Origin of the sequence: Microbacterium sp. BE35, from assembly GCF_031457705.1 — a bacterium.
GTDB lineage: Bacteria > Actinomycetota > Actinomycetes > Actinomycetales > Microbacteriaceae > Microbacterium > Microbacterium trichothecenolyticum.
Genome location: NZ_JAVDXD010000001.1, coordinates 347,358 through 367,074, shown reverse-complemented (window position 1 = coordinate 367,074; position 19,717 = coordinate 347,358). Strand labels below are relative to the sequence as shown.

Here is a 19,717-nt window from a genome sequence, read left to right as displayed (position 1 = left end):
TTTGGTCCAAAAAACTAGCGAGCATTAGGAATTCGTTATAGAACGGAGGGAGAGGACCCCGACAGGCGCCGATGGAGGTGCCCCGGCTGATGCGGGGATACGGTGTGACGATGACCGAGACGACTCCCGCTCCGACAGAGGCGGGGACCGCTCCCACGCGGACCCGCAAGCCGCGGGGCGAGTACGCGAAGTCGAAGGAGACGCGCACGGCGATCCTCGACGCGGCCCTGGAGGTGTTCTCCCAGTCCGGGTATCGCGCCGGCTCGCTCCGCGAGGTCGCAGAGCGTGTCGGCATGAGCGAGGCGGGACTGCTGCACCACTTCCGCAGCAAGAGCGCACTGCTGCTGGCGCTTCTGGACCATCGCGACGACCTCTCGCGCGCCCGCGTCGACTTCGACCTCCCCGACGGCGTCGAGGCGCTGCGGGCGCTCGCCGAGTTGGCGCGCTTCAACGCGGCGCAGCCCGGCATCGTCGAGCTGTACACCACGCTGTCGGCGGAGGCGACGGCGCCGTCGCACCCCGCCCACGACTACTTCGTCAACCGCTACCACTACGTCCGCACGAGCGTGACCGGCTCGTTCGAACGCGCGGCCGCCGCCGGGCGCCTGGCTGATGGCGTGGATCCGGGACGGGCTGCCGTCGCCACGATCGCCCTGATGGACGGCCTGCAGGTGCAGTGGCTTCTCGATCCGGAGTCGACCGACATGGCCGAGGCGCTGCACGAGGTCTTCCGAAGCCTCATCCGCGGCTATGACCTCGTCGGGATCGAGAACGCCCTCGACGTGCTCGACGCGGAGGCGACGCCCGACGGCGAGTCCGCGCCGAGGCGGACGGAGGAGCCTGCATGATCCGCGAGCCGTTCCTCGAGGGCTGGACCGCGGGACCGAAGCTCGGCGCCTTCGAGGCGCCCACGCCGGAGTCCGCCCCCCGACCTGTGCGACTGCCGCACGATGCTGTGCGCGACCTGCAGCGCTCGGCCGACAGCGATCAGGGCGTGCACACCGGCTACGTCCCCGGCGGTGTCTTCGAGTACGCGAAGACGTTCGATGTTCCCGACGACTGGCGTGACAAGACCGTGCGGCTGGAGTTCGAGGGCGTCTACCGCGATGCCGTGGTGTTCGTCAACGGCGACGCGGTGGTGCACGAGCCGAACGGCTACAACGCCTTCGAGGCCGTGCTCGACCCGTACCTGCGGCACGGCGAGCCCAACCGCGTGACGGTGGAGGCCCGTGCGCACCGCGACAGCCGGTGGTATTCCGGTGCGGGCATCTATCGTCCGGTACACCTCGTGGTCGCCGATCCCGTGCACATCCCGCTCGACGGAACCCGCATCACGACACCGGACGTCGACGCTGACCGCGCCGTCGTGCAGATCGCGACGACGGTGCGCAACACCACGCGCCACACCCGCACTCTGCGTCTCACCTGGACCGTGGAGGCGCCCGATGGCTCCGACGTCGCGACGGGAACGGCGCCGGTGACGGTCCTTCCGCACTCCGGCGCCGTGGCGCGCGTGCGCCTCGCGGTCGAGACGCCGTCGCTGTGGAGCGTCGACGCGCCCGCGCTCTACCGCGCGCGAACCGCCCTCGCCGGCGAGGACGGCGATGTGATCGACACGGATGCCGCGGCCTTCGGCATCCGTCGCCTGCAGGTCGATGCGGCCCGAGGCCTCCGTATCAACGGCGAGACCGTGAAGCTTCGCGGCGCGTGCGTGCACCACGACAGCGGACCACTCGGCGCCGCGACGTTCGCCGCGGCCGAGGACCGGCGGGTGCGCCTGCTGAAGGCCGCGGGCTTCAACGCGCTCCGGAGCTCGCACAACCCGATGAGTCGAGCCATGCTGAACGCGTGCGACCGGTACGGCGTACTCGTGATGGACGAGCTCACCGATACCTGGACCCGCTCGAAGGTCGCGTTCGACGCCGCTGCCAGCTTCCCCGGCCGGTGGCGCCACGACGTCGAGGCACTCGTCGCCAAGGACGTCAACCACCCCAGCGTCATCATGTACTCCATCGGGAATGAGATCCTCGAGCTCGCGACGCCGGCGGGCTCCGCCTGGAGCCGGCGCCTGGCCGAGGCCATTCGCGAGGCCGACGACACGCGGTTCGTCACGAACGGGATCAACGGGATCATCGCGAACCTGGACAAGATGGGCCGCCCCGAGGACTCCGGCGAGACCGGAGCGGCCGATCCGAACACGATGATGGCGACGATGGGCGACGTGATGGCGCGCGCCAACGCGTCGGAGCTCGTCACCGCGTCGACCGAGGAATCCGCATCGGTGCTCGACGTCGTCGGTTTCAACTACGCCGAGTCGCGGTACGAGCTCGACCGTGAGCTGTTCCCGAACCGCGTGATCGTGGGATCCGAGACCTTTCCGTCGCGCATCGAGAAGATGTGGGAGCTCGTCGAGCGGCTCGACCACGTCGTCGGCGACTTCACGTGGACCGGCTGGGACTACCTCGGCGAGGCCGGCATCGGGCGGGTCGACTACACCGACGAGCCGGGCTACGCGCCGACCGGTACCGCGGGCCCTTACCCGCACCTGCTCGCCGGCTGCGGCGACATCGACATCACGGGGTTCCGTCGCCCGGTCTCGTACTACCGCGAGATCGTGTTCGGACTGCGCACAGACCCCTACCTCGCGGTGCATCCGCCCCGGCACCACGGCCGGCCCACCGCGACGACGCCGTGGTCGTGGGACGACTCGGTGTCGTCGTGGACGTGGGGTGCCGAACCCGGCGCGCCGGTCACGGTCGACGTGTACGCGCCCGCCGACGAGATCGAGCTGCAGCTCGACGGCGTCTCGCTCGGGGTCACCGCGGTCGGTGCGGACAAGGCCTTCCGCGCGCGGTTCGAGACCGAGTACCGCCCCGGTGAACTGGTTGCGATCGCCCGCAGCGGCGGAGTCGAGGTGGGGCGCTCGGCGCTGCGCACGGCCGGCGACGTCGGGCTCGCGGCATCCGTCGAGGAGGCCGAGATCTCCGCAGACGGTCTCGGGTTCGTCGCGATCTCGCTGGCTGACGCGGATGGCGTCGTCGCGGTCGACGCCGACCGGCTCGTGACGGTGAGGGTCGACGGCGACGCCGAGCTCGTCGGGCTCGGCACCGGCCGCATCCGCACCGAGGAGTCCTTCGCGGGCCCTTCGGTCACGACGTACGACGGGCGCGCCCTCGCCATCGTCCGGCCCACCGGCCCGGGATCGGCAACGGTGACGGTGACGACCGACGGCCTGGCCGCAGCATCCGTCTCGCTCACCGTCTCCTGACGCCCGGCCCGCGGGAAACGCGAAGGGGAGATCTCGGCACACATGACATGTGCGAGGGTCTCCCCTTTTCGCGATCCCGGCCGGAGATCCGTCAGCTCGCGCGGGCGCGGGCGCGGAGCTTGTCCTCCTCGTCGCTCGGAAGCACGCGGATGGGCGTGGTGCCGGCGACCTCGTCGCTGAACTCCTCGGGTGCGACGATCGTGAGCGGGCGCGTCTCGTCGAGCGTGAGGCGGAACCGCTTCTGCTCGTGACGGTGGAGGCGTCCCGACCACAGCAGCCAGGTGGCGCCGATCGCGAAGGCGACGAAGGCGGCGACAGCGCCCACGAGGATCGCCATGCGCGGGCCGTACTCGGCTGCGACCCATCCCACGATCGGCGCGCCGATGGGTGTGCCGCCCATGAGGATCGCCATGTACAGGGCGAGCACGCGACCTCGCAGCACCGGGTCGGTGGTGGTCTGCACGTAGCCGTTCGCCGTCGTCATCATCGTGACGACCGAGAATCCGGTGAACATGAGGGTGACGGCGTAGAGCCAGTACGTCGGCATGAACGCCGAGACGACGGCGGCGATGCCGAACATCGCGGTGCCGATGATGAGGACCCGCAGCCGCGCGCGGTCCCGGCGGGCCGCCAGGAGGGCACCCGCGACCGAGCCGATCGCGAGGATCGAGCTGAGCAGGCCGAACCCGTCGGCCTCCTTGCCGAACTCGACCGCCATCGTGGACGCGAGGATGGGGAAGTTCATGCCGAACGCGCCGATGAGGAACACCATCGCGCAGGTGACGATGAGGTCGGGGCGGCCGGCGACATAGCGGAACCCGTCGGCGAGGCGCGAGGACTGCGGCGCCTTCACGCGCGGCACGAGTTCGCGGGTGCGGATCAGCATGAGCGCGGCGAGCATCGCGAGGAAGGTCACCGCGTTCGCGACGAACACCCAGCCGGTGCCGATCGCGACGATCACGATGCCCGCGACCGCGGGCCCGATCATGCGGGCGCCGTTGAACGACGCGGCATTGAGTGCGACAGCATTCGAGGCGTTCTCGCGGGCCACGAGATCGGACACGAAGGCCTGGCGCGCCGGGTTGTCGAACGCGGCGACGACGCCCAGTGCGAGCGCGAACCCGTACATGATCGGCAGGGTCATCGCGCCGGCGAAGATGAGCACGCCGATCGCGACGCCGAGCAGGAGCAGCAGGCTCTGAGTGATGAGGAGCAGCTTGCGCCGGTCGAAGCGGTCGGCGACGAGGCCGGTGACGCCGACGAGAAGCAGCGGCGGAGCGAACTGCAGCGCCATCGTGACGCCCATCGCGGCGGCGTCGTTGTCGGTCAGTTCGGTGAGGACCACCCAGCTGATCGCGGTGGACTGCATCCACGCGCCGATGTTCGACACCAGCGCGCCGATGAACCACACGCGGTAGTTGAAGGCGGAGAAGGACCGGAACATGGCGCTCATCGGGCCACCATCCGCTCCATGATCTCGGCCGCAGCGGCGAGCGTCTCGCGCTCGGCCGGCGTGAGCTCGGCGAGAGAGGACTCGACCCACGCGTCGCGGCGACGGGCGGTCTCTTCGACGACCGCCACGCCCTCGGGCGTGAGCGAGATGACGACCTTGCGGCCGTCGCGCTCGTCGGCACCGCGCACGATGTAGCCCGAGTCCTGCAGGCAGTTGACGGTGCGGTTCATCGACGGGGCCGAGACGCGCTCGCGCTCGGCGAGCTCGCCGAGGGTGTGGGGGCCGTGCACCTTGAGGGCGGCGAGCACCGCGAACTGCCCGTCGCTCATCGAGTCGACGGCGCGCTGCGTGCGCATGCGCCGAGCGAGACGGAACGTCGCGATGCGAAGCTGCGAGGCCGCGGGGGAGAGGTCTGCGGGGTTCCCGGCGTCGGGGCCGGGATCGGTTTCTGAAGTCTCGTTGCTGCTCATCCGATTAGTTAGCATAGCTCATTAGTCTTGCTAAAGAAAGTTTGCACGGGACGGATGCCGCGAGCCGGGGCAACGCCGGGGCGTGGGAAGCGTCCCCCTAGACTTCTCGGCATGCCCGAGTTCATCGATGCGCACGACATCACGATCTACTACGACGTCCATCCGGCGCAGGTGGAGCCGCGGGCGATCGTGCAGTTGCTGCACGGCGTCGGCGAGCATGCCGGACGGTACGGCGAGCTGATCGCCGCTCTCACCGGGGCCGGGTACATCGTCTACGCCGCCGATCACCGAGGCCACGGCCGCACGGGGATGACGCAGCACGGCGGTGACGTCTCCCGCCTCGGCCACCTGGGTCCCGGCGGCCTGCGGGGGGCTCTGGCCACGATGTGGCAGTTCACTCAGCAGATCCGCGCCGAGAACCCGGGGCTGCCGCTGGTGCTGCTGGGCCACTCGGGCGGCTCGGTGCTCGCCCAGATGCTCGTGAACGAGCACCCCGATGCGTACGACGAACTCGTGCTCACCGGCACGGCGCTGCGCATGCCGGGGTCGATCCACACCAGCGGCCTCAACAAGCCCTGGAACGGTCCAGGCGCCATGGGCACCGAGTGGCTGTCGAGCGACCTGTCGGTGGGGCGGGCGTTCCTCGACGATCCGCTCACCACCAGCGAGGATCCGATCAAGCTCATCGGCGTGATCGACTCCCTGCGCATGTACGGCAGGCCGCGCAAGAACCTCGGCGTCGACATCCCCACCCTCCTCATGATCGGCCGCGACGACACCGTAGGCGGCCCGCGCAGCGTCCACCGGCTGGCCGATGCGTACCGCACACGCTCGGGCTTCACCGATGTGACGACGCTCGTGTACCCCGGGGCCCGCCACGAGATCTTCAACGAGGTCATGCAGGCCGAGGTCCGCGCCGACCTGCTCGCCTGGCTCGACAAGCACATCGCGGACCGCGCCTGAGCGCGGAGGCGCCCGACCGTTCGGCGCCCGTGCTCGCCGCGCGAATAGGCTGAAGCCCATGCACGGCGAATACAAGGTGCCCGGCGGGAAGCTCGTGGTGGTCGACCTCGAGGAGCGCGACGGCCGCATCGCGGACTTCCACCTCGCGGGGGACTTCTTCCTGGAACCCGACGATGCGCTCGCCGACATCGACGCCGCCGTGAACGGGCTCCCGATCGAGGCGGATGTCGCGGCCATCGCCGCCGCCGTGCGCTCGGCTCTGCCCGACGGGGCCCAGCTTCTCGGCTTCACGCCCGAGGCGGTCGGCACGGCGGTCCGCCGCGCGCTCGTGACCGCGCCGGGCTGGCGCGACTTCGACTGGGAGATCGTGCACGAGAAGCCGGTATCACCCCGCATGAACCTCGCCCTCGACGAAGTGCTCACCGGCCGGGTCGGCGACGGCCGCCGGCGCCCCACGCTGCGCATCTGGGAGTGGGACGAGAATGCCGTGGTCATCGGCTCGTTCCAGTCGCTCCGCAACGAGGTCGACCCCGACGGGGCTGCCGCGCACGGATACGACGTCGTCCGCCGCATCTCCGGCGGCGGCGCCATGCTCATGGGGGCCAACTCGATCGTCACCTACTCGCTGTACGTGCCGGCATCCCTCGTCGCCGGCCTCACCTTCGCGGACTCGTACGCGTTCCTCGACGACTGGGTGCTGCAGGCGCTGCGGTCTCTCGGCATCGAGGCCACCTATCAGCCGCTCAACGACATCGCCTCGCCGCAGGGCAAGATCGGCGGCGCCGCGCAGAAGCGCCTCGCCAACGGCGGCGTGCTGCATCACGCGACCCTGAGTTACGACATGGACGGCGAGGTCATGACCGAGGTGCTCCGCATCGGTCGCGAGAAGCTCAGCGACAAGGGCACGACGTCGGCGGCCAAGCGCGTCGACCCCCTGCGCCGCCAGACAGGGCTGCCGCGCGAGGCCATCATCGCCAAGCTCGAGGAGACGTTCGCGAACCTCTACGGCGCGGTCCCCGGGCACATCACGCACGACGAGTACGCCGAGGCCGAGGCGCTCGTGGCGTCGAAGTTCGCCACCGACGCGTGGCTGCGCCGGGTTCCGTGAGCGAGCCGCCGCCTGCGTCGGCTCCGGGTGTCGCGCCTGCGCCGACGGCTGACCCCGCCGCACCGGTTCCCGCGCCCGCCGCGGGGTCGGTCGAGATCCATCACGGCGACAACCTCGAGGTGATCCGGCGCCTGCCCGACGCATCGTTCACGCTGATCTACCTCGACCCTCCGTTCAACACCGGCCGGCCGCAGGAGCGCTCGATCGAGACCGCGAGGTCGCGGCATCCGTCGCCCTCCGTCGCCGAGTCTTCGCCGAAACCCCGCTCGCCCGCCGAAACCCCTGCGGCAACCGACGGTTTCGACGCAGAACCGAGGTCTCAGCGCGGTGCGGCGGCGAGTACGCCGTCGGGAGTCGTGCGGCGCGGGTTCCACGGGCGCGAGTACGAGCGCATCCGTGGAGACCTGCGGGCGTACGACGACACCTTCGACGACTACTGGGGCTTCCTCGAGCCGCGACTGCTCGAGGCGTGGCGGCTGCTCGCCGACGACGGCACGCTGTACCTCCACCTCGACTACCGCGAGGCGCACTACGCCAAGGTGCTGATGGACGCGCTCGTGGGGCGCGAGCGCTTCCTCAACGAGCTCATCTGGGCCTACGACTACGGCGCGAAGACCCGCAAGCGCTGGCCGACGAAGCACGACACGATCCTGGTGTATGTCAAGGATCCGAAGGCGTACTGGTTCGACTCGGATGCCGTCGACCGCGAGCCCTACATGGCCCCCGGCCTCGTCACGCCCGAGAAGGCGGAGCGCGGAAAGCTCCCCACCGACGTCTGGTGGCACACCATCGTGCCGACCACCGGCCGCGAGAAGACCGGGTATCCCACGCAGAAGCCCGAGGGGATCCTCCGGCGCATCGTGCAGGCCTCGTCGCGCCCGGGCGATCGCGTGCTCGACTTCTTCGCCGGCAGCGGCACCACGGGGGCGGTCGCCTCGACGCTGGGCCGCGACGCCGTGCTCGTGGACCACAACGCCGCCGCGATCGCGGTGATGCGCGAACGGATGCCGCACGCCCGGGTGTTCGGCGTGGTCGGCGAGCAAACGCTTCCCTAGGCTGGGGCCATGCGCTTCGGAACCTTCATCCCCCAGGGCTGGCGATTCGATCTCGTCGGCATCGATCCTTCAGAGCACTGGGAGGTGATGAAAGGACTGGCGCAGCGCGCCGATGCCGGGGCGTGGGAGTCTCTCTGGGTCTACGACCACTTCCACACCACGCCGGTGCCCAGCGAGGAGGCGACGCACGAGGCGTGGACGCTCATGGCGGCCTTCGCGGCATCGACCGACCGCATCCGTCTCGGCCAGATGTGCACCTGCATGGGCTACCGCAACCCCGCGTACCTCGCCAAGGTCGCCGCCACCGTCGACGTCGTCTCGGGCGGACGCACCGAGATGGGCATCGGCGGCGGGTGGTACGAGCACGAGTGGGAGGCATACGGCTACGGATTCCCGCCCGTGCCGGAGCGGCTCCGGATGCTGCGCGAGGGCGTCGACATCATGCAGCAGGCCTGGACGACCGGGCGTGCCACGCTCGCCGGTGCCCACTACCAGGTGGACGGCGCGATCGTGCAGCCGCTGCCGCTTCAGGACGGCGGCATCCCCATCTGGGTCGCCGGCGGCGGCGAGAAGGTCACGCTCAAGATCGCGGCGAAGTACGCGTCGTACACGAACTACGCCGGCTCGCTCGAAGACATCGACCGCAAGAGCGCGATCCTCCGGGGCCACTGCGACGCGCTCGGCCGGGACTTCTCCGAGATCACGCGCACGTCGAACTTCAACACGATCGTCGGCGCCACCGAGGCCGAGGCGCGCGATCGGCTCGCAGCCGTCAAGGCGCGCCTGCTGCCGCACGTCGGTCAGGAGCGCGCCGACCACATCGAGCACGACTACCTGACCTCACCCGCCTTCGGCACGCCGGAGCAGGTCGCCGAGCGCCTCGCCGAGCGCGAGCGCCACGGCATCGCCTACGCGATCCACTACTTCCCCGAGGCCGCCTACGACCTCTCGGGCGTTGAGCTGTTCGAGCGCGAGGTCGTCGCCGCGCTGTCCTGACGCAGTGAAGACTCCGGGCCGGATCGCCGCTGAGACGTGCCGACTGTTCCGCAGACCGGCGAGCGCCGCCCGCACCAGGCGCCCTGCGTGCGGGGCCTCTCGGTGATCCAGCCCGGGCTCTTCCCGAGTTCCCCGCGGTGTCAGAGCAGGGCGCGGACGCTGCGGTAGCCGTCGGCGTCGATGTCGGGGACGGATGCCGCGCCCCCGAACACGCGTGTGATGCCGGGGGAGTCCCCCCACCGCCGCCAGCCGGGATCGTCGGCCCGCGCGAACGCGACGGCGGCGCCGTGCATGGCGGCCGCGAGGCCCTTCGGTGGCGCATCGCCCGCGATCGCGGCGACGTGCGGCTCGTCGAGCCCATCGAACCAGAACGGCACGTCGAGGCAGTGCAGCGACCACCGCCGAGTCGGCGAGGGCCATGAGAACCGATACACCCAGGTCGGCGCTGCGCCGCGCGCCTCGGCGACCCTGACCACGGTGGAACGGAACACCGTGTCCGTCGCGAATCGCCCGAGCACCGCCGCAGTGCCGAGCCGGCGCTGCGCGCGGTTGTCGGCGAGCCAGGCACGCCGGCGCTCGCGGGGCACATGAAGGCGTGCCAGTGCGAAGCCCGCAGGCACGAACCGCAGCACGCCGCGCGCGGAGTCCGTCACCATCGTGAACTCGTCGTCGGTGGAGCCGAGCATGAGCGGCTTGTCCGCGCCCACGCCGTCGCGGAGCGCGGCGATCGTGGGCTGGGTGATCAGGTCGCCGTCGATCGCCGGACCCAGCGAGAGCCCGTCACCCAGCACCGCGCGCACGCCGGCGAGCCGGTCGCGGGACTCCGGCGCCGCTGCCTTGCGCTGCAGGTCGCGGATCGCCTCCTCAGGTGCCGAAGCGAAGCCCGTCCGTGTCGGCTCGACCCCGAGCAGCTGCGCGAGGCGCCCGGAGAGTGCGTGGGATCGCTCGACCGAGACGTCCGCGAGTGCTGCGGACAGTGCCCAGGCCGAGTGGAACAGGTGCTGGGCGGTGGGCATCGCCAGCAGGCGCAGCACGGCGCCGCCTCCCGCGGACTGCCCGGCGATCGTGACACGGGAGGGGTCGCCGCCGAACGCGGCGATGTTCGCCTGCACCCATTCGAGGGCGGCGAGCCAGTCCCTCACTCCGCGGTTGGCGGGTGCGCCGTCGATGTGGCCGAAGCCGTCGAAGCCGAGCCGGTACGAGATCGTGACGGTGACGACGCCGTCGCGGTTGAACGTCCGCCCGTCGTACCAGGGGCTGGCCGGCGAACCCGAGACGTAGCCGCCGCCGTGGATCCAGACCAGCACGGGGCGCAGGGCGCCGGGCGCGCCGGGTGCGGGCGTGAAGACATTCACGTTGAGCGTCGCATCCCCGGGGACGGACGGCTCGGGTATCAGCGTGATCCCGGTGTCTCCGCGCTGCGCTGTCGCCCCGTACTCGAGCGCGTCGCGGACGCCGTCCCAAGGGGCGACCGGCACGGGAGCCGCGAACCGCAGCTCGCCCACCGGTGACTCGGCGAACGGGATGCCGAGGAACGCGGCGGATCCTCCGGCTCCCGGTTCGCCTCGCCAGAAGCCGCGCACGCGTCCTGCGGTCGTCTCGGCCTCGGCATAGAGCGTGGGGGTCGTCATTGCTTCCCCGGAGCGAGCAGCTCGAACAGCGCGCCCACGGTGGCGGCCATGTCGACGTCGGGCTCCAGCATCCACTGCAGCTGCATGCCATCGGCGACGGCCTGGAACAGGCGCGCGATCGTCTCGGAGTCGACCCGGTCGGTGATCTCGCCGGCGGCCTGCTTCGCAGCGACCGCCTCGGCGAAGAATCCGCGCAGGCTCTCGCCGCGGGTGACGAAGAACTGGTGGGCCGGATGCTCCGGATCGGCCGCGTCGACGGACAGCCGGGCGAACAGGTGCACGAGCCCGGGGACGTCGGCGTTGTGACGGATGATGTCGAGGTAGCCGGAGCGGATGTCGAGCGGCTCGCCGGTCCGGGCTGCGATCAGTCCCTGCTGGAGGTCGCCCCCGAGTCCCTGGCCGACGGAGTCGAGCTCGTCGCGTTTGCGGAGGATCTCGGTGAAGAGTTCCTCCTTGCTGTCGAAGTAGTGGAGGAGTCCGGCCTGGCTGAGGCCGACGGCATCCGCCAGCTCCTTCACCGATGCGCCGCGGTAGCCCTCGCGGGCGATGACGTCCAGTGCGCGCGTGAGGATCTCCTCGCGCTTCGCGACGCCCTTCGCATAGGAGCCTCGTCGCCCCGGCCCGCTCTCTGTCATGAGAAAAGTAAACCCGAACATCGCTTGATTTCTCAAAACCAAATAACGTAAGGTTTTCGCGAGCGAGCTCACCGCCGAGCGCTCGCCATCCCTCAGCATGTAAGGACCTCCATGAGCATCCCCGATGTCACGGAACTCACCCTCGAAGAGAAGGCGTCGCTCACCAGCGGCGCGAGCTTCTGGTACACGAAGCCGGTCGAGCGCCTGGGCGTGCCCGCGATCATGGTGACCGACGGCCCGCACGGTCTGCGCAAGCAGCGCGAGGGCGGCGATCACCTCGGGATCGGCGACAGCGTGCCCGCCACCTGCTTCCCGCCGGCCGTCGGCCTCGGCTCGTCGTGGGACGTCGACCTCGTCCACCGCGTCGGCGAGGCGCTCGGCACCGAGACCTCGATCGAGGACGTCGCGGTGCTGCTCGGACCCGGCATCAACATCAAGCGCTCGCCCCTGTGCGGCCGCAACTTCGAGTACCTCTCGGAGGACCCGATCGTCTCGGGCGTCCTCGGCGCCGCGATCGTCCAGGGCATCCAGTCGAAGGGCGTGGGTACCTCGCTCAAGCACTTCGCCGCCAACAACCAGGAGAACGACCGCATGCGGTCGTCGTCCGACGTCGACCCGCGCCCGCTCCGCGAGATCTACCTGCGCGGGTTCCAGCGCGTCGTCGAGGACGCCCAGCCGTGGACCGTGATGTGCTCGTACAACAGGATCAACGGCGTGTACGCGTCGGAGGACCCGTGGCTCTTGACCCAGGTGCTGCGCGACGAGTGGGGCTTCGAAGGCCTCGTGGTCTCGGACTGGGGCGCCGTCAACGACCGTGTGCCGGGCCTCGCCGCGGGAATGGACCTCGAGATGCCGTCGTCGAATGGCGTGACCGACGCGCAGATCGTCGCCGCGGTGCACGACGGCTCGCTCGACGAGTCGGTGGTGGACGTCGCGGCCGGCCGTGTGCTCGACCTCGTGCGCAAGGCGACCGAGGGTGCCGGCGCCGCCGTGGGTCCGCTCGACATCGACGCGCACCACGCCCTCGCCCGCGAGGCCGCAGGCCGCTCGATCGTGCTGCTGAAGAACGACGGCGGCGTCCTGCCGCTGAAGAAGGACGCGAAGCTCGCGGTCATCGGCGAGTTCGCCGGGAAGCCGCGGTACCAGGGCGCCGGCTCGTCGATGATCAACCCGACGCGCCTCGACACCGCGCTCGACGAGATCCGCGCGCTCGCCGCCGGAGAGGTCGCATACGCGCAGGGCTTCAGCAACGCGCTCGTGGTCTCGGCCGACGAGACGTCGGCCCTCCGCGACGAGGCCGTGGCCGCGGCATCCGTCGCCGACGCCGCGGTGCTGTTCCTCGGCCTGCCCGCCCGCCTCGAGTCGGAGGGCTACGACCGCGACGACATCGACCTGCCCGCGGCGCAGCTCGCACTCGTCGACGCCGTGCTCGCGGCTAACCCGAACACCGTCGTGATCCTGTCGAACGGCGGCGTCGTCGCGCTGCCGTTCGCCGATAGGGTGCCGGCGATCCTCGAGGGCTGGCTGCTCGGCCAGGCCGGCGGCGGGGCGACCGCCGACGTGCTGTTCGGCGATGTGAACCCGTCGGCCAAGCTCACCGAGACGATCCCGGTGCGCCTGGAGGACACCCCCGCCTTCCTCGACTTCCCCGGCGAGTTCTCCCACACCCGTTACGGCGAGGGCCTGTTCGTCGGCTACCGCTGGTACGACGCGCGCCGGCTCGAGGTCGCGTTCCCGTTCGGCCACGGCCTGTCGTACACGACGTTCTCGTATGCGGATGCCGCGGCTCAGGTCGACGCGGACGGCGACATCGAGGTGACGGTGGCCGTCACCAACACCGGCGACCGGGCGGGCCGCGAGGTCGTCCAGGTCTACACGTCGCTGACGGGATCGTCGGTGCAGCGCGCGCCGCGTGAGCTGAAGGCGTTCGCATCGGTCGCCCTCGAACCAGGCGAGACCCAGGTCGTGACGCTGACCGTGCGTCGAAAGGACCTCGCCTACTGGGACATCCGTGCCGACCGCTGGGTCGTCGAGGGCGGCGACTACACCGTCGATGTCGCGGCGTCGAGCCGGGACATCCGTTCGTCCGTCCTGGTGGCGGTTGCGGGCGATGAGCTCACGCTGCCGCTGTCGCGCACGTCGTCGATGGGCGAGGTGCTGAGCCACCCCGTCGCGGGTCCGGTGGTCCAGGCCGCGATCGCCCAGATGATGGGGGGCCTCGGCGACGGCGCGGCGTCGATCATGCCCGAGGGCGTCGACATGTCGAAGATGATGGAGTCGTTCCCGATCGGCCGCATCGGCATGATGGGCGCGCTCGCCGGTGACGGCGCCGCCGCCGGCCCCGAGATGGTCGACGGCCTCCTCGCGATGGCGAACGCCCCGCAGCAGGACTGATCCGCAAGAACGGATGCCTCGGCGCCGAGCCCCTCGCGGGGCGCGGCGCCGAGGCATCCGTCGTCTGTCTCAGCTGTTGAGGAAGGCGAGCAGCGCTTCGTTGACCTCGGCGCCGTGAGTCCAGAGGAGGCCGTGCGGGGCGCCCTCGATCTCGATGTAGGTCGCGTCGGGGAGGAGGTCCTTGAAGCGCCGGGCCGTCTTGTCGATCGGCAGGATGTTGTCGGCGGTGCCGTGCAGGATGAGCGCGGGCACGTCGACGGAGGGGATGTCGGCGCGGAAGTCCGTGGGCCAGGTCAGCGGCGCGGCGGCGATCGCGGTGTTGCCGGCGTAGGTCGCGACCTGGATGCTCGCGTCGAGCGCCTCCTGCGAGATGCGCGAACCGAGCGTGTCGTCCAGGTTGTAGAAGTCCTTGTAGAACCCGGCGATGAAGGCGTAGCGGTCCTCGCGCACCGACTGCGCGATGCCGTCGAAGAACTCCTGCGGGCCCGCCCCGTCGGGGTTGTCGTCGGTGATCAGCAGGAACGGCTCGAGCGAGCCGAGGAACGCCGCCTTGGCGACGCGGCCGCTGCCGTAGCGCGACAGGTAGCGAGCGATCTCGCCCGTTCCCATCGAGAAGCCCACGAGCACGGCGTCGCGGAGGTCGAGGTCCTCGATCAGCGCGTGCAGGTCACCGGCGAACGTGTCGTAGTCGAACCCCGAGCCGACCTTGCTCGACTGCCCGAACCCGCGGCGGTCGTACGCGATCACGCGGTACCCGGCGTCCAGCAGCGCCGTCTGCTGCCTGCCCCACGACTCGCCGTTCAGCGGGAAGCCGTGGATCAGCACGACTGGCTGGGCATCGGACGGGCCCTGGTCGGTGTAGTAGAGGTCGATGTCCACCGAGTTCTCGGTCCCGACGGTGATGTACGCCACGATCGCTCCTTCCGGACCGCGAACGGATGCCGCGACCCTGCGTTCGACGCTAGGCCGCGGCATCCGTCCTCGCCAGTGTCTTGCCCTGGCACGTCACGAGCGTTCACACGGCGTTCAGCGGGAGCGGAGCCCTCGGTCGTTGAGCGAGCGAGGAACGAGCGAGACGAAGCGCGTCGGGCCTTCGAGCAGCCCGGGCGCCAGACCGTCAGTCGTGCGCGGCCCCCGCAGACGGCGTCACGGTGAAGATCGTGGGAGCGGCGAAGCCGGCGGCCGCGAACGCGGCGGTGGCGGCATCCGTCACCGCCTGCACCTTGTCGTGGGCGACGAGTGCGATCGCGGCGCCGCCGAAGCCGCCGCCGGTCATGCGAGCCCCGACGGCGCCCGCGGCGAGGGCGGCCTCGACCGCCGTGTCGAGCTCGGGGACCGAGATCTCGAAGTCGTCGCGCATCGAGGCGTGCGACGCGACGAGGAGATCGCCGATCGCGGTCGGGCCCTGCTCGCGCAGGATGCGCACGGTGTCGAGCACGCGCTGGTTCTCGGTGACGACATGGCGGACGCGTCGGAAGGTGACGTCGTCGACGAGCTCCGCGAGGCGCGGGAGGTCGCCGACGCTCACGTCGCGCAGCGCAGGTACGCCGAGGGCCGCCGCACCGCGCTCGCATGCGGCGCGGCGCTCGCCGTAGCCGCCCGTCGCGTGGGAGTGCTTCACTCCGGTGTCGATGACGACGAGCTCCAGGGCCGCGTCCGCGAAGCCGAGGTCGATCACCTGCGCGTCGAGGGAGCGGCAGTCCAGGAAGATCGCTGCGTCGGCGCGGCCGAGCAGCGACGCCATCTGGTCCATGATGCCCGTGGGCGCGCCGACGGCCTCGTTCTCGGCGCGACGGCCGACCTTCGCGAGCGCGACGCGGTCGAGGTCGATGCCCCACGTGTCGGCGAGGGCGACGGCGGTCGCACCCTCGATCGCGGCGGACGACGAGAGTCCGGCGCCCACCGGCACGTCCGACGCGAAGGCGAGGTCGACGCCGGGCACGGTCGAGGGGTCGGTTCCGGATGCCGCGAGCAGCGCCCATGCGACGCCCAGCGGGTAGCGCGCCCACTCCGGGACGTCGTCGCGCTGCTCGGGGAAGAGCGCGTCGAGCGCGCCGAGGGCGACCTCGACGGTCGCATCGTCGAACGTCGAGGCGACGCGCACGCGGAAGACGCCGTCGGCGCGCGGGGCGAGGGCGACGTGGGTGCGGTGCTGGATCGCGAACGGCAGCACGAAGCCGTCGTTGTAGTCGGTGTGCTCGCCGATGAGGTTCACCCGTCCGGGTGCGGACCACGTGCCCACCGGGTCGGCACCGAAGCGGGCAGCGAAAAGGGCACGCGCGATGGCGGCGGTGCGGATGTCGGTGGCGGTCACAGGGTCTCCTCGGGGATGGATGCGACGGCGTCGCGCAGCTTCGCCGCTGCCGTCTCGGGCGGGACGTCGCCGATCCAGGCGCCCATGGCGGCCTCGGATCCGGCGAGGAACTTGAGCTTGTCGACCGCGCGGCGCGGCGACGTCAGCTGCAGGTGCAGGCGCGCCGTATCGCGGCCGCGGTGCACCGGCGCCTGGTGCCAGGCGGCGATGTAGGGCGTGGGGGAGTCGTACAGCGCGTCGACGCCGCGGAGCAGGCGCAGGTAGAGCGGAGCGAGCTCGTCGCGCTCGGCATCGGTCGCCTCGGCGAAGTCCGCGACGTGGCGGTGCGGGAGCAGGTGGATCTCGATCGGCCAGCGCGCCGCGAAGGGCACGAACGCCGTCCAGTGCTCGCCCTCGAGGATCACGCGCTCGCCGGCCCGCTCGAACTCGAGGATGCGCGAGAACAGGTCGGGTCCCTCGCGATCGATCGACGCGAGCAGGCTCGTCGTGCGCGGGGTGATGTACGGGTAGGCGTAGATCTGTCCGTGGGGGTGGGGGAGCGTGACGCCGATCGCCTCGCCGCGGTTCTCGAACGGGAAGACCTGCTCGATCCCCGGCAGCGCCGACAGCGCGGCCGTGCGGTCTGCCCACGCCTCGATCACGGTGCGGGCGCGCGTCGCCGAGAGCGATCCGAACGAGCCGGAGTGCTCGGGGCTGAAGCACACGACCTCGCAGCGGCCCACGCTCGTGCGGGTGCGGCCGAGACCGGGAGCGGTGAGGTCGTCGAGGTCGCGCGGTGCATCGATCCCGGAGGGCGCGTCGCCCGTGGCGATCGCGAGCGCGGGTCCGAACGACGGCGACTTGTTCTCGAACACGGCCACGTCGTACAGCGACGGGATCTCGGACGGGTTGGTCGGCGTCTGCGGGGCGAGCGGGTCGAGGTGGGCCGGGGGCAGGAACGCCCGGTTCTGGCGTGCTGCGGCCACCGACACCCAATCGCCGGTCAGCGCGTCGCGGCGCATCGTCGCGGTCTCGGGTCGCGGCGCGAGGTCGCGCGCGTCGACCGCGCGGTCGGGGCCGAGGGCCGTGTCGGGGTCGTCGAAGTAGATCAGCTCGCGACCGTCGGCAAGGCGGGTCGTGCGCTTCACCACGCCCGCGCCGAGGGTCTCGGCCGGAAGGTCCTGGGCGGACACGACGGTGTCGTCCTGAGGCATGTTCACGTCAACACGGTAGCAACTCGGCTATGTTATCGTCAACACGGATGCCGGATCCCGGCCTCGGGACGCCGGCATCCCAGCGGAGCGGGGTGGGGTATGACGGCGAGGCGCGTGTCGATGGCAGATGTCGCGGAGCGCGCGGGCGTCTCGGGTCAGACCGTGTCGCGCGTGGTGAACGCGAGCCCCCGCGTCGACCCCGAGACCCGCGCACGGGTCGAAGCGGCGATGACCGCGCTCGGCTACCGTCCGCATCGCGCCGCGCGGGCCCTCCGCACCGGCCGCACGCAGACCATCGGGCTCGTGGTCTCGACGCTCGCCTCGGTGGGCAACTCCCGCATGCTGCAGGCGGTGGCGGATGCCGCAGCCACCCGCGGCTACGCGCTCACGGTGGTGACGCTCGGCGCCGACGGCGTCGCTGCGGCCTTCGAACGGCTCGCCGAGCAGGGCGTGGACGGGGCGATCGTGCTGAACGAGGCCACGGCTCGCGTCCGTGGAGCCGATGTCGGCGCCACGGGGCTCCGGCTCGTGGTGGTCGACTCGCCGCGCGACGACCGGTTCGGCGTGGTCGAGACCGACCACGCCGGCGGTGCGAGGTCGGCCGTCGAGCACCTGCTCGCGCTCGGGCACCCGACCGTCCACCACGTGGCCGGACCCGAAGGCTCGTTCGCCGCGGCGGAGCGTGAACGCGGCTGGCGCGAGGCGCTCGCGGCGACCGGCGCCGCTGTGCCGCCCGTCGTGCGGGGCGACTGGACGTCCGCATCGGGCTTCGCCGCGGCATCCGTTCTTCTCGACTCCGCGACCGCCGTCTTCGCCGCCAACGACCAGATGGCACTGGGTGTGCTGCGTGCCGTCACCGAGTCGGGGCGCGCCGTGCCGGGCGACGTGAGCGTGGTCGGCTTCGACGACGTGGCGGATGCCGCCGACTACCGTCCGCCTCTCACCACCGTGCGGCAGGACTTCGACGCCCTCGGCTCGCGCGCGGTGGCAGCCCTCGTCGACGGGATCGAGGCCGGCGCGCCGGCGGCGTTCGTGACCGTGCCGACGCGGCTCGTCGTGCGAGAGAGCACCGCGCCCGCGCCGACCTCGGGTCGTTGAGCGAGCGAAGCGAGAGCGGTGCGCCCGCGCCGACCTCCGGTCGTCGAGCGAGCGAACCGAGACGAAACGCCTCGAACCCGGCGCAGTCCGCGGGTCCGAGGCGTTTCGTCGTCGTGCGCGAGAGCGCCCTCCGCTCAGCGACCGGGGGTTGCGGCCCGGCGGGCCTCCCAGCCGGTGCGCACCATCTCGTCGACGGTGTAGCGGTTCTTCCAGTCCAGGTCGCGGGCCGCGAGCTCGCCGGTGGCGACGATGCGGTCGGGGTCACCGGGGCGGCGGGGTGCGATGTCGGGGGTGAAGTCGATCCCGGTGACGCGGGCCATCGCGTTCATGATCTCGCGGACGCTCAGGCCGTTCTGCGAGCCGAGGTTGTACGCGGGCTCGATCGGCCGGTTCGCGAGGAGGCGCTGCGCGGCCGCGACGTGGGCCGCCGCGATGTCGGCGACGTGCACGTAGTCGCGCACGTTCGTGCCGTCGGGGGTGTCGTAGTCGTCGCCGTTGATGCGGGGCGTGTTGCCGGCGAGCAGCGCCTCGAACACGAGCGGGAAGAGGTTGTGCGGGCTGCTGTCGTAGACCGACGGGTCGCCCGAGCCGACGACGTTGAAGTACCGCAGCGCGGTGTAGCGGAGGGCGTGCGGGGAGGCCGCCGTCGCGATCGCCTGGTCGCGGATGATCCACTCGCCGATGAGCTTGGACTCGCCGTACGGCGAGGCGGGACGCTTGGGCAGGTCCTCGGTGACGAGCGGGACGTCGGGGGTGCCGTACACGGCGGCCGACGATGAGAACACGAGGTTGGCGACCTCCGCCGCCTGCATCGCCGCCAGCAGCACGCGGGTGCCCTCGACGTTCTGCGCGTAGGTGTGCAGCGGACGCTGCACCGAGACGCCGGCGTACTTGAAGCCGGCGAGGTGGATGACGCCCACGACCTCGTGCTCGCGGAGCGTGCGCTCGACGAGCTCTCCGTCGAGGATGGAGCCCTGCACGAACGGCACGCCATCGGGCACGAACGACGCGTGCCCGCTCGAGAGGTCGTCGATCACGACGGAGTTCAGGCCCGCATCTGCGAGCGCACGGACGATGTGGGCGCCGATGTAGCCGGCGCCTCCGGTCACGAGCCAGGACATGTCACTCCGGATTCAGGT

At 71.1% G+C, this 19,717-nt stretch carries 16 protein-coding genes; 8 read left to right on the top strand and 8 right to left on the bottom strand.

Annotation, left to right across the window (positions count from 1 at the left end; genetic code table 11):
* The first annotated feature begins 110 nt into the window (after window positions 1-110).
* The gene (locus tag J2Y46_RS01640; RefSeq protein WP_045297038.1) at window positions 111-848 is read left to right on the top strand and encodes a TetR/AcrR family transcriptional regulator; all 738 of its coding nucleotides are present in this window, start codon (window positions 111-113) and stop codon (window positions 846-848) included.
* Window positions 845-3,268: a glycoside hydrolase family 2 TIM barrel-domain containing protein gene (locus tag J2Y46_RS01635; protein ID WP_310239785.1), complete on the top strand. Its 2,424-nt coding sequence runs from the start codon at window positions 845-847 to the stop codon at window positions 3,266-3,268. Before J2Y46_RS01640 ends, J2Y46_RS01635 begins: the two co-directional genes overlap by 4 nt.
* Before the next feature lie 91 nt (window positions 3,269-3,359).
* Here the strand turns inward: J2Y46_RS01635 and J2Y46_RS01630 are convergent, their stop codons facing one another.
* Both J2Y46_RS01630 and J2Y46_RS01625 read right to left on the bottom strand, forming a co-directional pair.
* The gene (locus tag J2Y46_RS01630; protein WP_310239782.1) at window positions 3,360-4,721 is read right to left on the bottom strand and encodes an MFS transporter; all 1,362 of its coding nucleotides are present in this window, start codon (window positions 4,719-4,721) and stop codon (window positions 3,360-3,362) included.
* A complete protein-coding gene (locus J2Y46_RS01625) occupies window positions 4,718-5,191 on the bottom strand; it encodes a MarR family winged helix-turn-helix transcriptional regulator (protein ID WP_045296964.1) in 474 nt (157 codons plus the stop codon). Before J2Y46_RS01625 ends, J2Y46_RS01630 begins: the two co-directional genes overlap by 4 nt.
* Before the next feature lie 111 nt (window positions 5,192-5,302).
* On the opposite strand from J2Y46_RS01625, the gene J2Y46_RS01620 reads away from it, so the two are divergent.
* The 4 genes from J2Y46_RS01620 to J2Y46_RS01605 are packed head-to-tail and all read left to right on the top strand — an operon-like array spanning window position 5,303 to window position 9,313.
* On the top strand, window positions 5,303-6,154 hold the full coding sequence (locus tag J2Y46_RS01620) for an alpha/beta fold hydrolase (RefSeq protein ID WP_045296965.1): 852 nt from the start codon (window positions 5,303-5,305) through the stop codon (window positions 6,152-6,154).
* A gap of 58 nt (window positions 6,155-6,212) precedes the next feature.
* Window positions 6,213-7,262 (top strand): biotin/lipoate A/B protein ligase family protein, encoded by a 1,050-nt coding sequence (locus J2Y46_RS01615; protein ID WP_310239778.1) that lies wholly within the window; start codon window positions 6,213-6,215, stop codon window positions 7,260-7,262.
* Window positions 7,259-8,317, top strand: a complete 1,059-nt coding sequence (locus tag J2Y46_RS01610; RefSeq protein WP_396653141.1) for a DNA-methyltransferase — start codon at window positions 7,259-7,261, stop codon at window positions 8,315-8,317. The genes J2Y46_RS01615 and J2Y46_RS01610 overlap by 4 nt, the downstream gene beginning before the upstream one ends.
* Before the next feature lie 9 nt (window positions 8,318-8,326).
* Complete coding sequence (locus J2Y46_RS01605; protein ID WP_310239776.1) at window positions 8,327-9,313, top strand: LLM class F420-dependent oxidoreductase; 987 nt, start codon at window positions 8,327-8,329, stop codon at window positions 9,311-9,313.
* A gap of 140 nt (window positions 9,314-9,453) precedes the next feature.
* Here the strand turns inward: J2Y46_RS01605 and J2Y46_RS01600 are convergent, their stop codons facing one another.
* Both J2Y46_RS01600 and J2Y46_RS01595 read right to left on the bottom strand, forming a co-directional pair.
* Window positions 9,454-10,944: a carboxylesterase/lipase family protein gene (locus J2Y46_RS01600; RefSeq protein WP_045296970.1), complete on the bottom strand. Its 1,491-nt coding sequence runs from the start codon at window positions 10,942-10,944 to the stop codon at window positions 9,454-9,456.
* A complete protein-coding gene (locus J2Y46_RS01595; RefSeq protein ID WP_310239773.1) occupies window positions 10,941-11,579 on the bottom strand; it encodes a TetR/AcrR family transcriptional regulator in 639 nt (212 codons plus the stop codon). The genes J2Y46_RS01600 and J2Y46_RS01595 overlap by 4 nt, the downstream gene beginning before the upstream one ends.
* Window positions 11,580-11,690: 111 nt before the next feature.
* Between J2Y46_RS01595 and J2Y46_RS01590 the strand changes: the two genes are divergently transcribed.
* Window positions 11,691-13,973 (top strand): glycoside hydrolase family 3 C-terminal domain-containing protein, encoded by a 2,283-nt coding sequence (locus J2Y46_RS01590; protein WP_310239772.1) that lies wholly within the window; start codon window positions 11,691-11,693, stop codon window positions 13,971-13,973.
* A gap of 69 nt (window positions 13,974-14,042) precedes the next feature.
* On the opposite strand, the gene J2Y46_RS01585 is transcribed toward J2Y46_RS01590, so the two are convergent.
* The 3 genes from J2Y46_RS01585 to galT form a co-directional block, all read right to left on the bottom strand.
* The gene (locus tag J2Y46_RS01585; protein WP_310239770.1) at window positions 14,043-14,885 is read right to left on the bottom strand and encodes an alpha/beta hydrolase; all 843 of its coding nucleotides are present in this window, start codon (window positions 14,883-14,885) and stop codon (window positions 14,043-14,045) included.
* A 205-nt stretch (window positions 14,886-15,090) separates the two neighbouring features.
* Entirely contained in the window at window positions 15,091-16,287 is a 1,197-nt protein-coding gene (gene galK, locus J2Y46_RS01580) for a galactokinase (RefSeq protein ID WP_310239768.1), read from the bottom strand.
* On the bottom strand, window positions 16,284-17,480 hold the full coding sequence (gene galT, locus J2Y46_RS01575) for a galactose-1-phosphate uridylyltransferase (RefSeq protein ID WP_310241065.1): 1,197 nt from the start codon (window positions 17,478-17,480) through the stop codon (window positions 16,284-16,286). The genes galK and galT overlap by 4 nt, the downstream gene beginning before the upstream one ends.
* A 120-nt stretch (window positions 17,481-17,600) precedes the next feature.
* Between galT and J2Y46_RS01570 the strand changes: the two genes are divergently transcribed.
* Entirely contained in the window at window positions 17,601-18,578 is a 978-nt protein-coding gene (locus J2Y46_RS01570; RefSeq protein WP_157005351.1) for a LacI family DNA-binding transcriptional regulator, read from the top strand.
* Between the two features lie 134 nt (window positions 18,579-18,712).
* On the opposite strand, the gene galE is transcribed toward J2Y46_RS01570, so the two are convergent.
* Window positions 18,713-19,699: a UDP-glucose 4-epimerase GalE gene (galE, locus tag J2Y46_RS01565; protein WP_310239767.1), complete on the bottom strand. Its 987-nt coding sequence runs from the start codon at window positions 19,697-19,699 to the stop codon at window positions 18,713-18,715.
* Window positions 19,700-19,717: the final 18 nt, after the last annotated feature.

Excerpts from the sequence above, each read along its gene's own strand:
- J2Y46_RS01600 (WP_045296970.1), bottom strand. The coding sequence starts at position 10,944 with ATGACGACCCCCACGCTCTATGCCGAGGCCGAGACGACCGCAGGACGC.
- J2Y46_RS01625 (WP_045296964.1), bottom strand. The coding sequence starts at position 5,191 with ATGAGCAGCAACGAGACTTCAGAAACCGATCCCGGCCCCGACGCCGGG.
- J2Y46_RS01620 (WP_045296965.1), top strand. The coding sequence starts at position 5,303 with ATGCCCGAGTTCATCGATGCGCACGACATCACGATCTACTACGACGTC.
- J2Y46_RS01615 (WP_310239778.1), top strand. The coding sequence starts at position 6,213 with ATGCACGGCGAATACAAGGTGCCCGGCGGGAAGCTCGTGGTGGTCGAC.
- galT (WP_310241065.1), bottom strand. The coding sequence starts at position 17,480 with ATGCCTCAGGACGACACCGTCGTGTCCGCCCAGGACCTTCCGGCCGAG.
- J2Y46_RS01570 (WP_157005351.1), top strand. The coding sequence starts at position 17,601 with ATGGCAGATGTCGCGGAGCGCGCGGGCGTCTCGGGTCAGACCGTGTCG.
- galE (WP_310239767.1), bottom strand. The coding sequence starts at position 19,699 with ATGTCCTGGCTCGTGACCGGAGGCGCCGGCTACATCGGCGCCCACATC.
- J2Y46_RS01590 (WP_310239772.1), top strand. The coding sequence starts at position 11,691 with ATGAGCATCCCCGATGTCACGGAACTCACCCTCGAAGAGAAGGCGTCG.
- J2Y46_RS01635 (WP_310239785.1), top strand. The coding sequence starts at position 845 with ATGATCCGCGAGCCGTTCCTCGAGGGCTGGACCGCGGGACCGAAGCTC.
- J2Y46_RS01605 (WP_310239776.1), top strand. The coding sequence starts at position 8,327 with ATGCGCTTCGGAACCTTCATCCCCCAGGGCTGGCGATTCGATCTCGTC.
- J2Y46_RS01640 (WP_045297038.1), top strand. The coding sequence starts at position 111 with ATGACCGAGACGACTCCCGCTCCGACAGAGGCGGGGACCGCTCCCACG.
- J2Y46_RS01595 (WP_310239773.1), bottom strand. The coding sequence starts at position 11,579 with ATGACAGAGAGCGGGCCGGGGCGACGAGGCTCCTATGCGAAGGGCGTC.
- J2Y46_RS01630 (WP_310239782.1), bottom strand. The coding sequence starts at position 4,721 with ATGAGCGCCATGTTCCGGTCCTTCTCCGCCTTCAACTACCGCGTGTGG.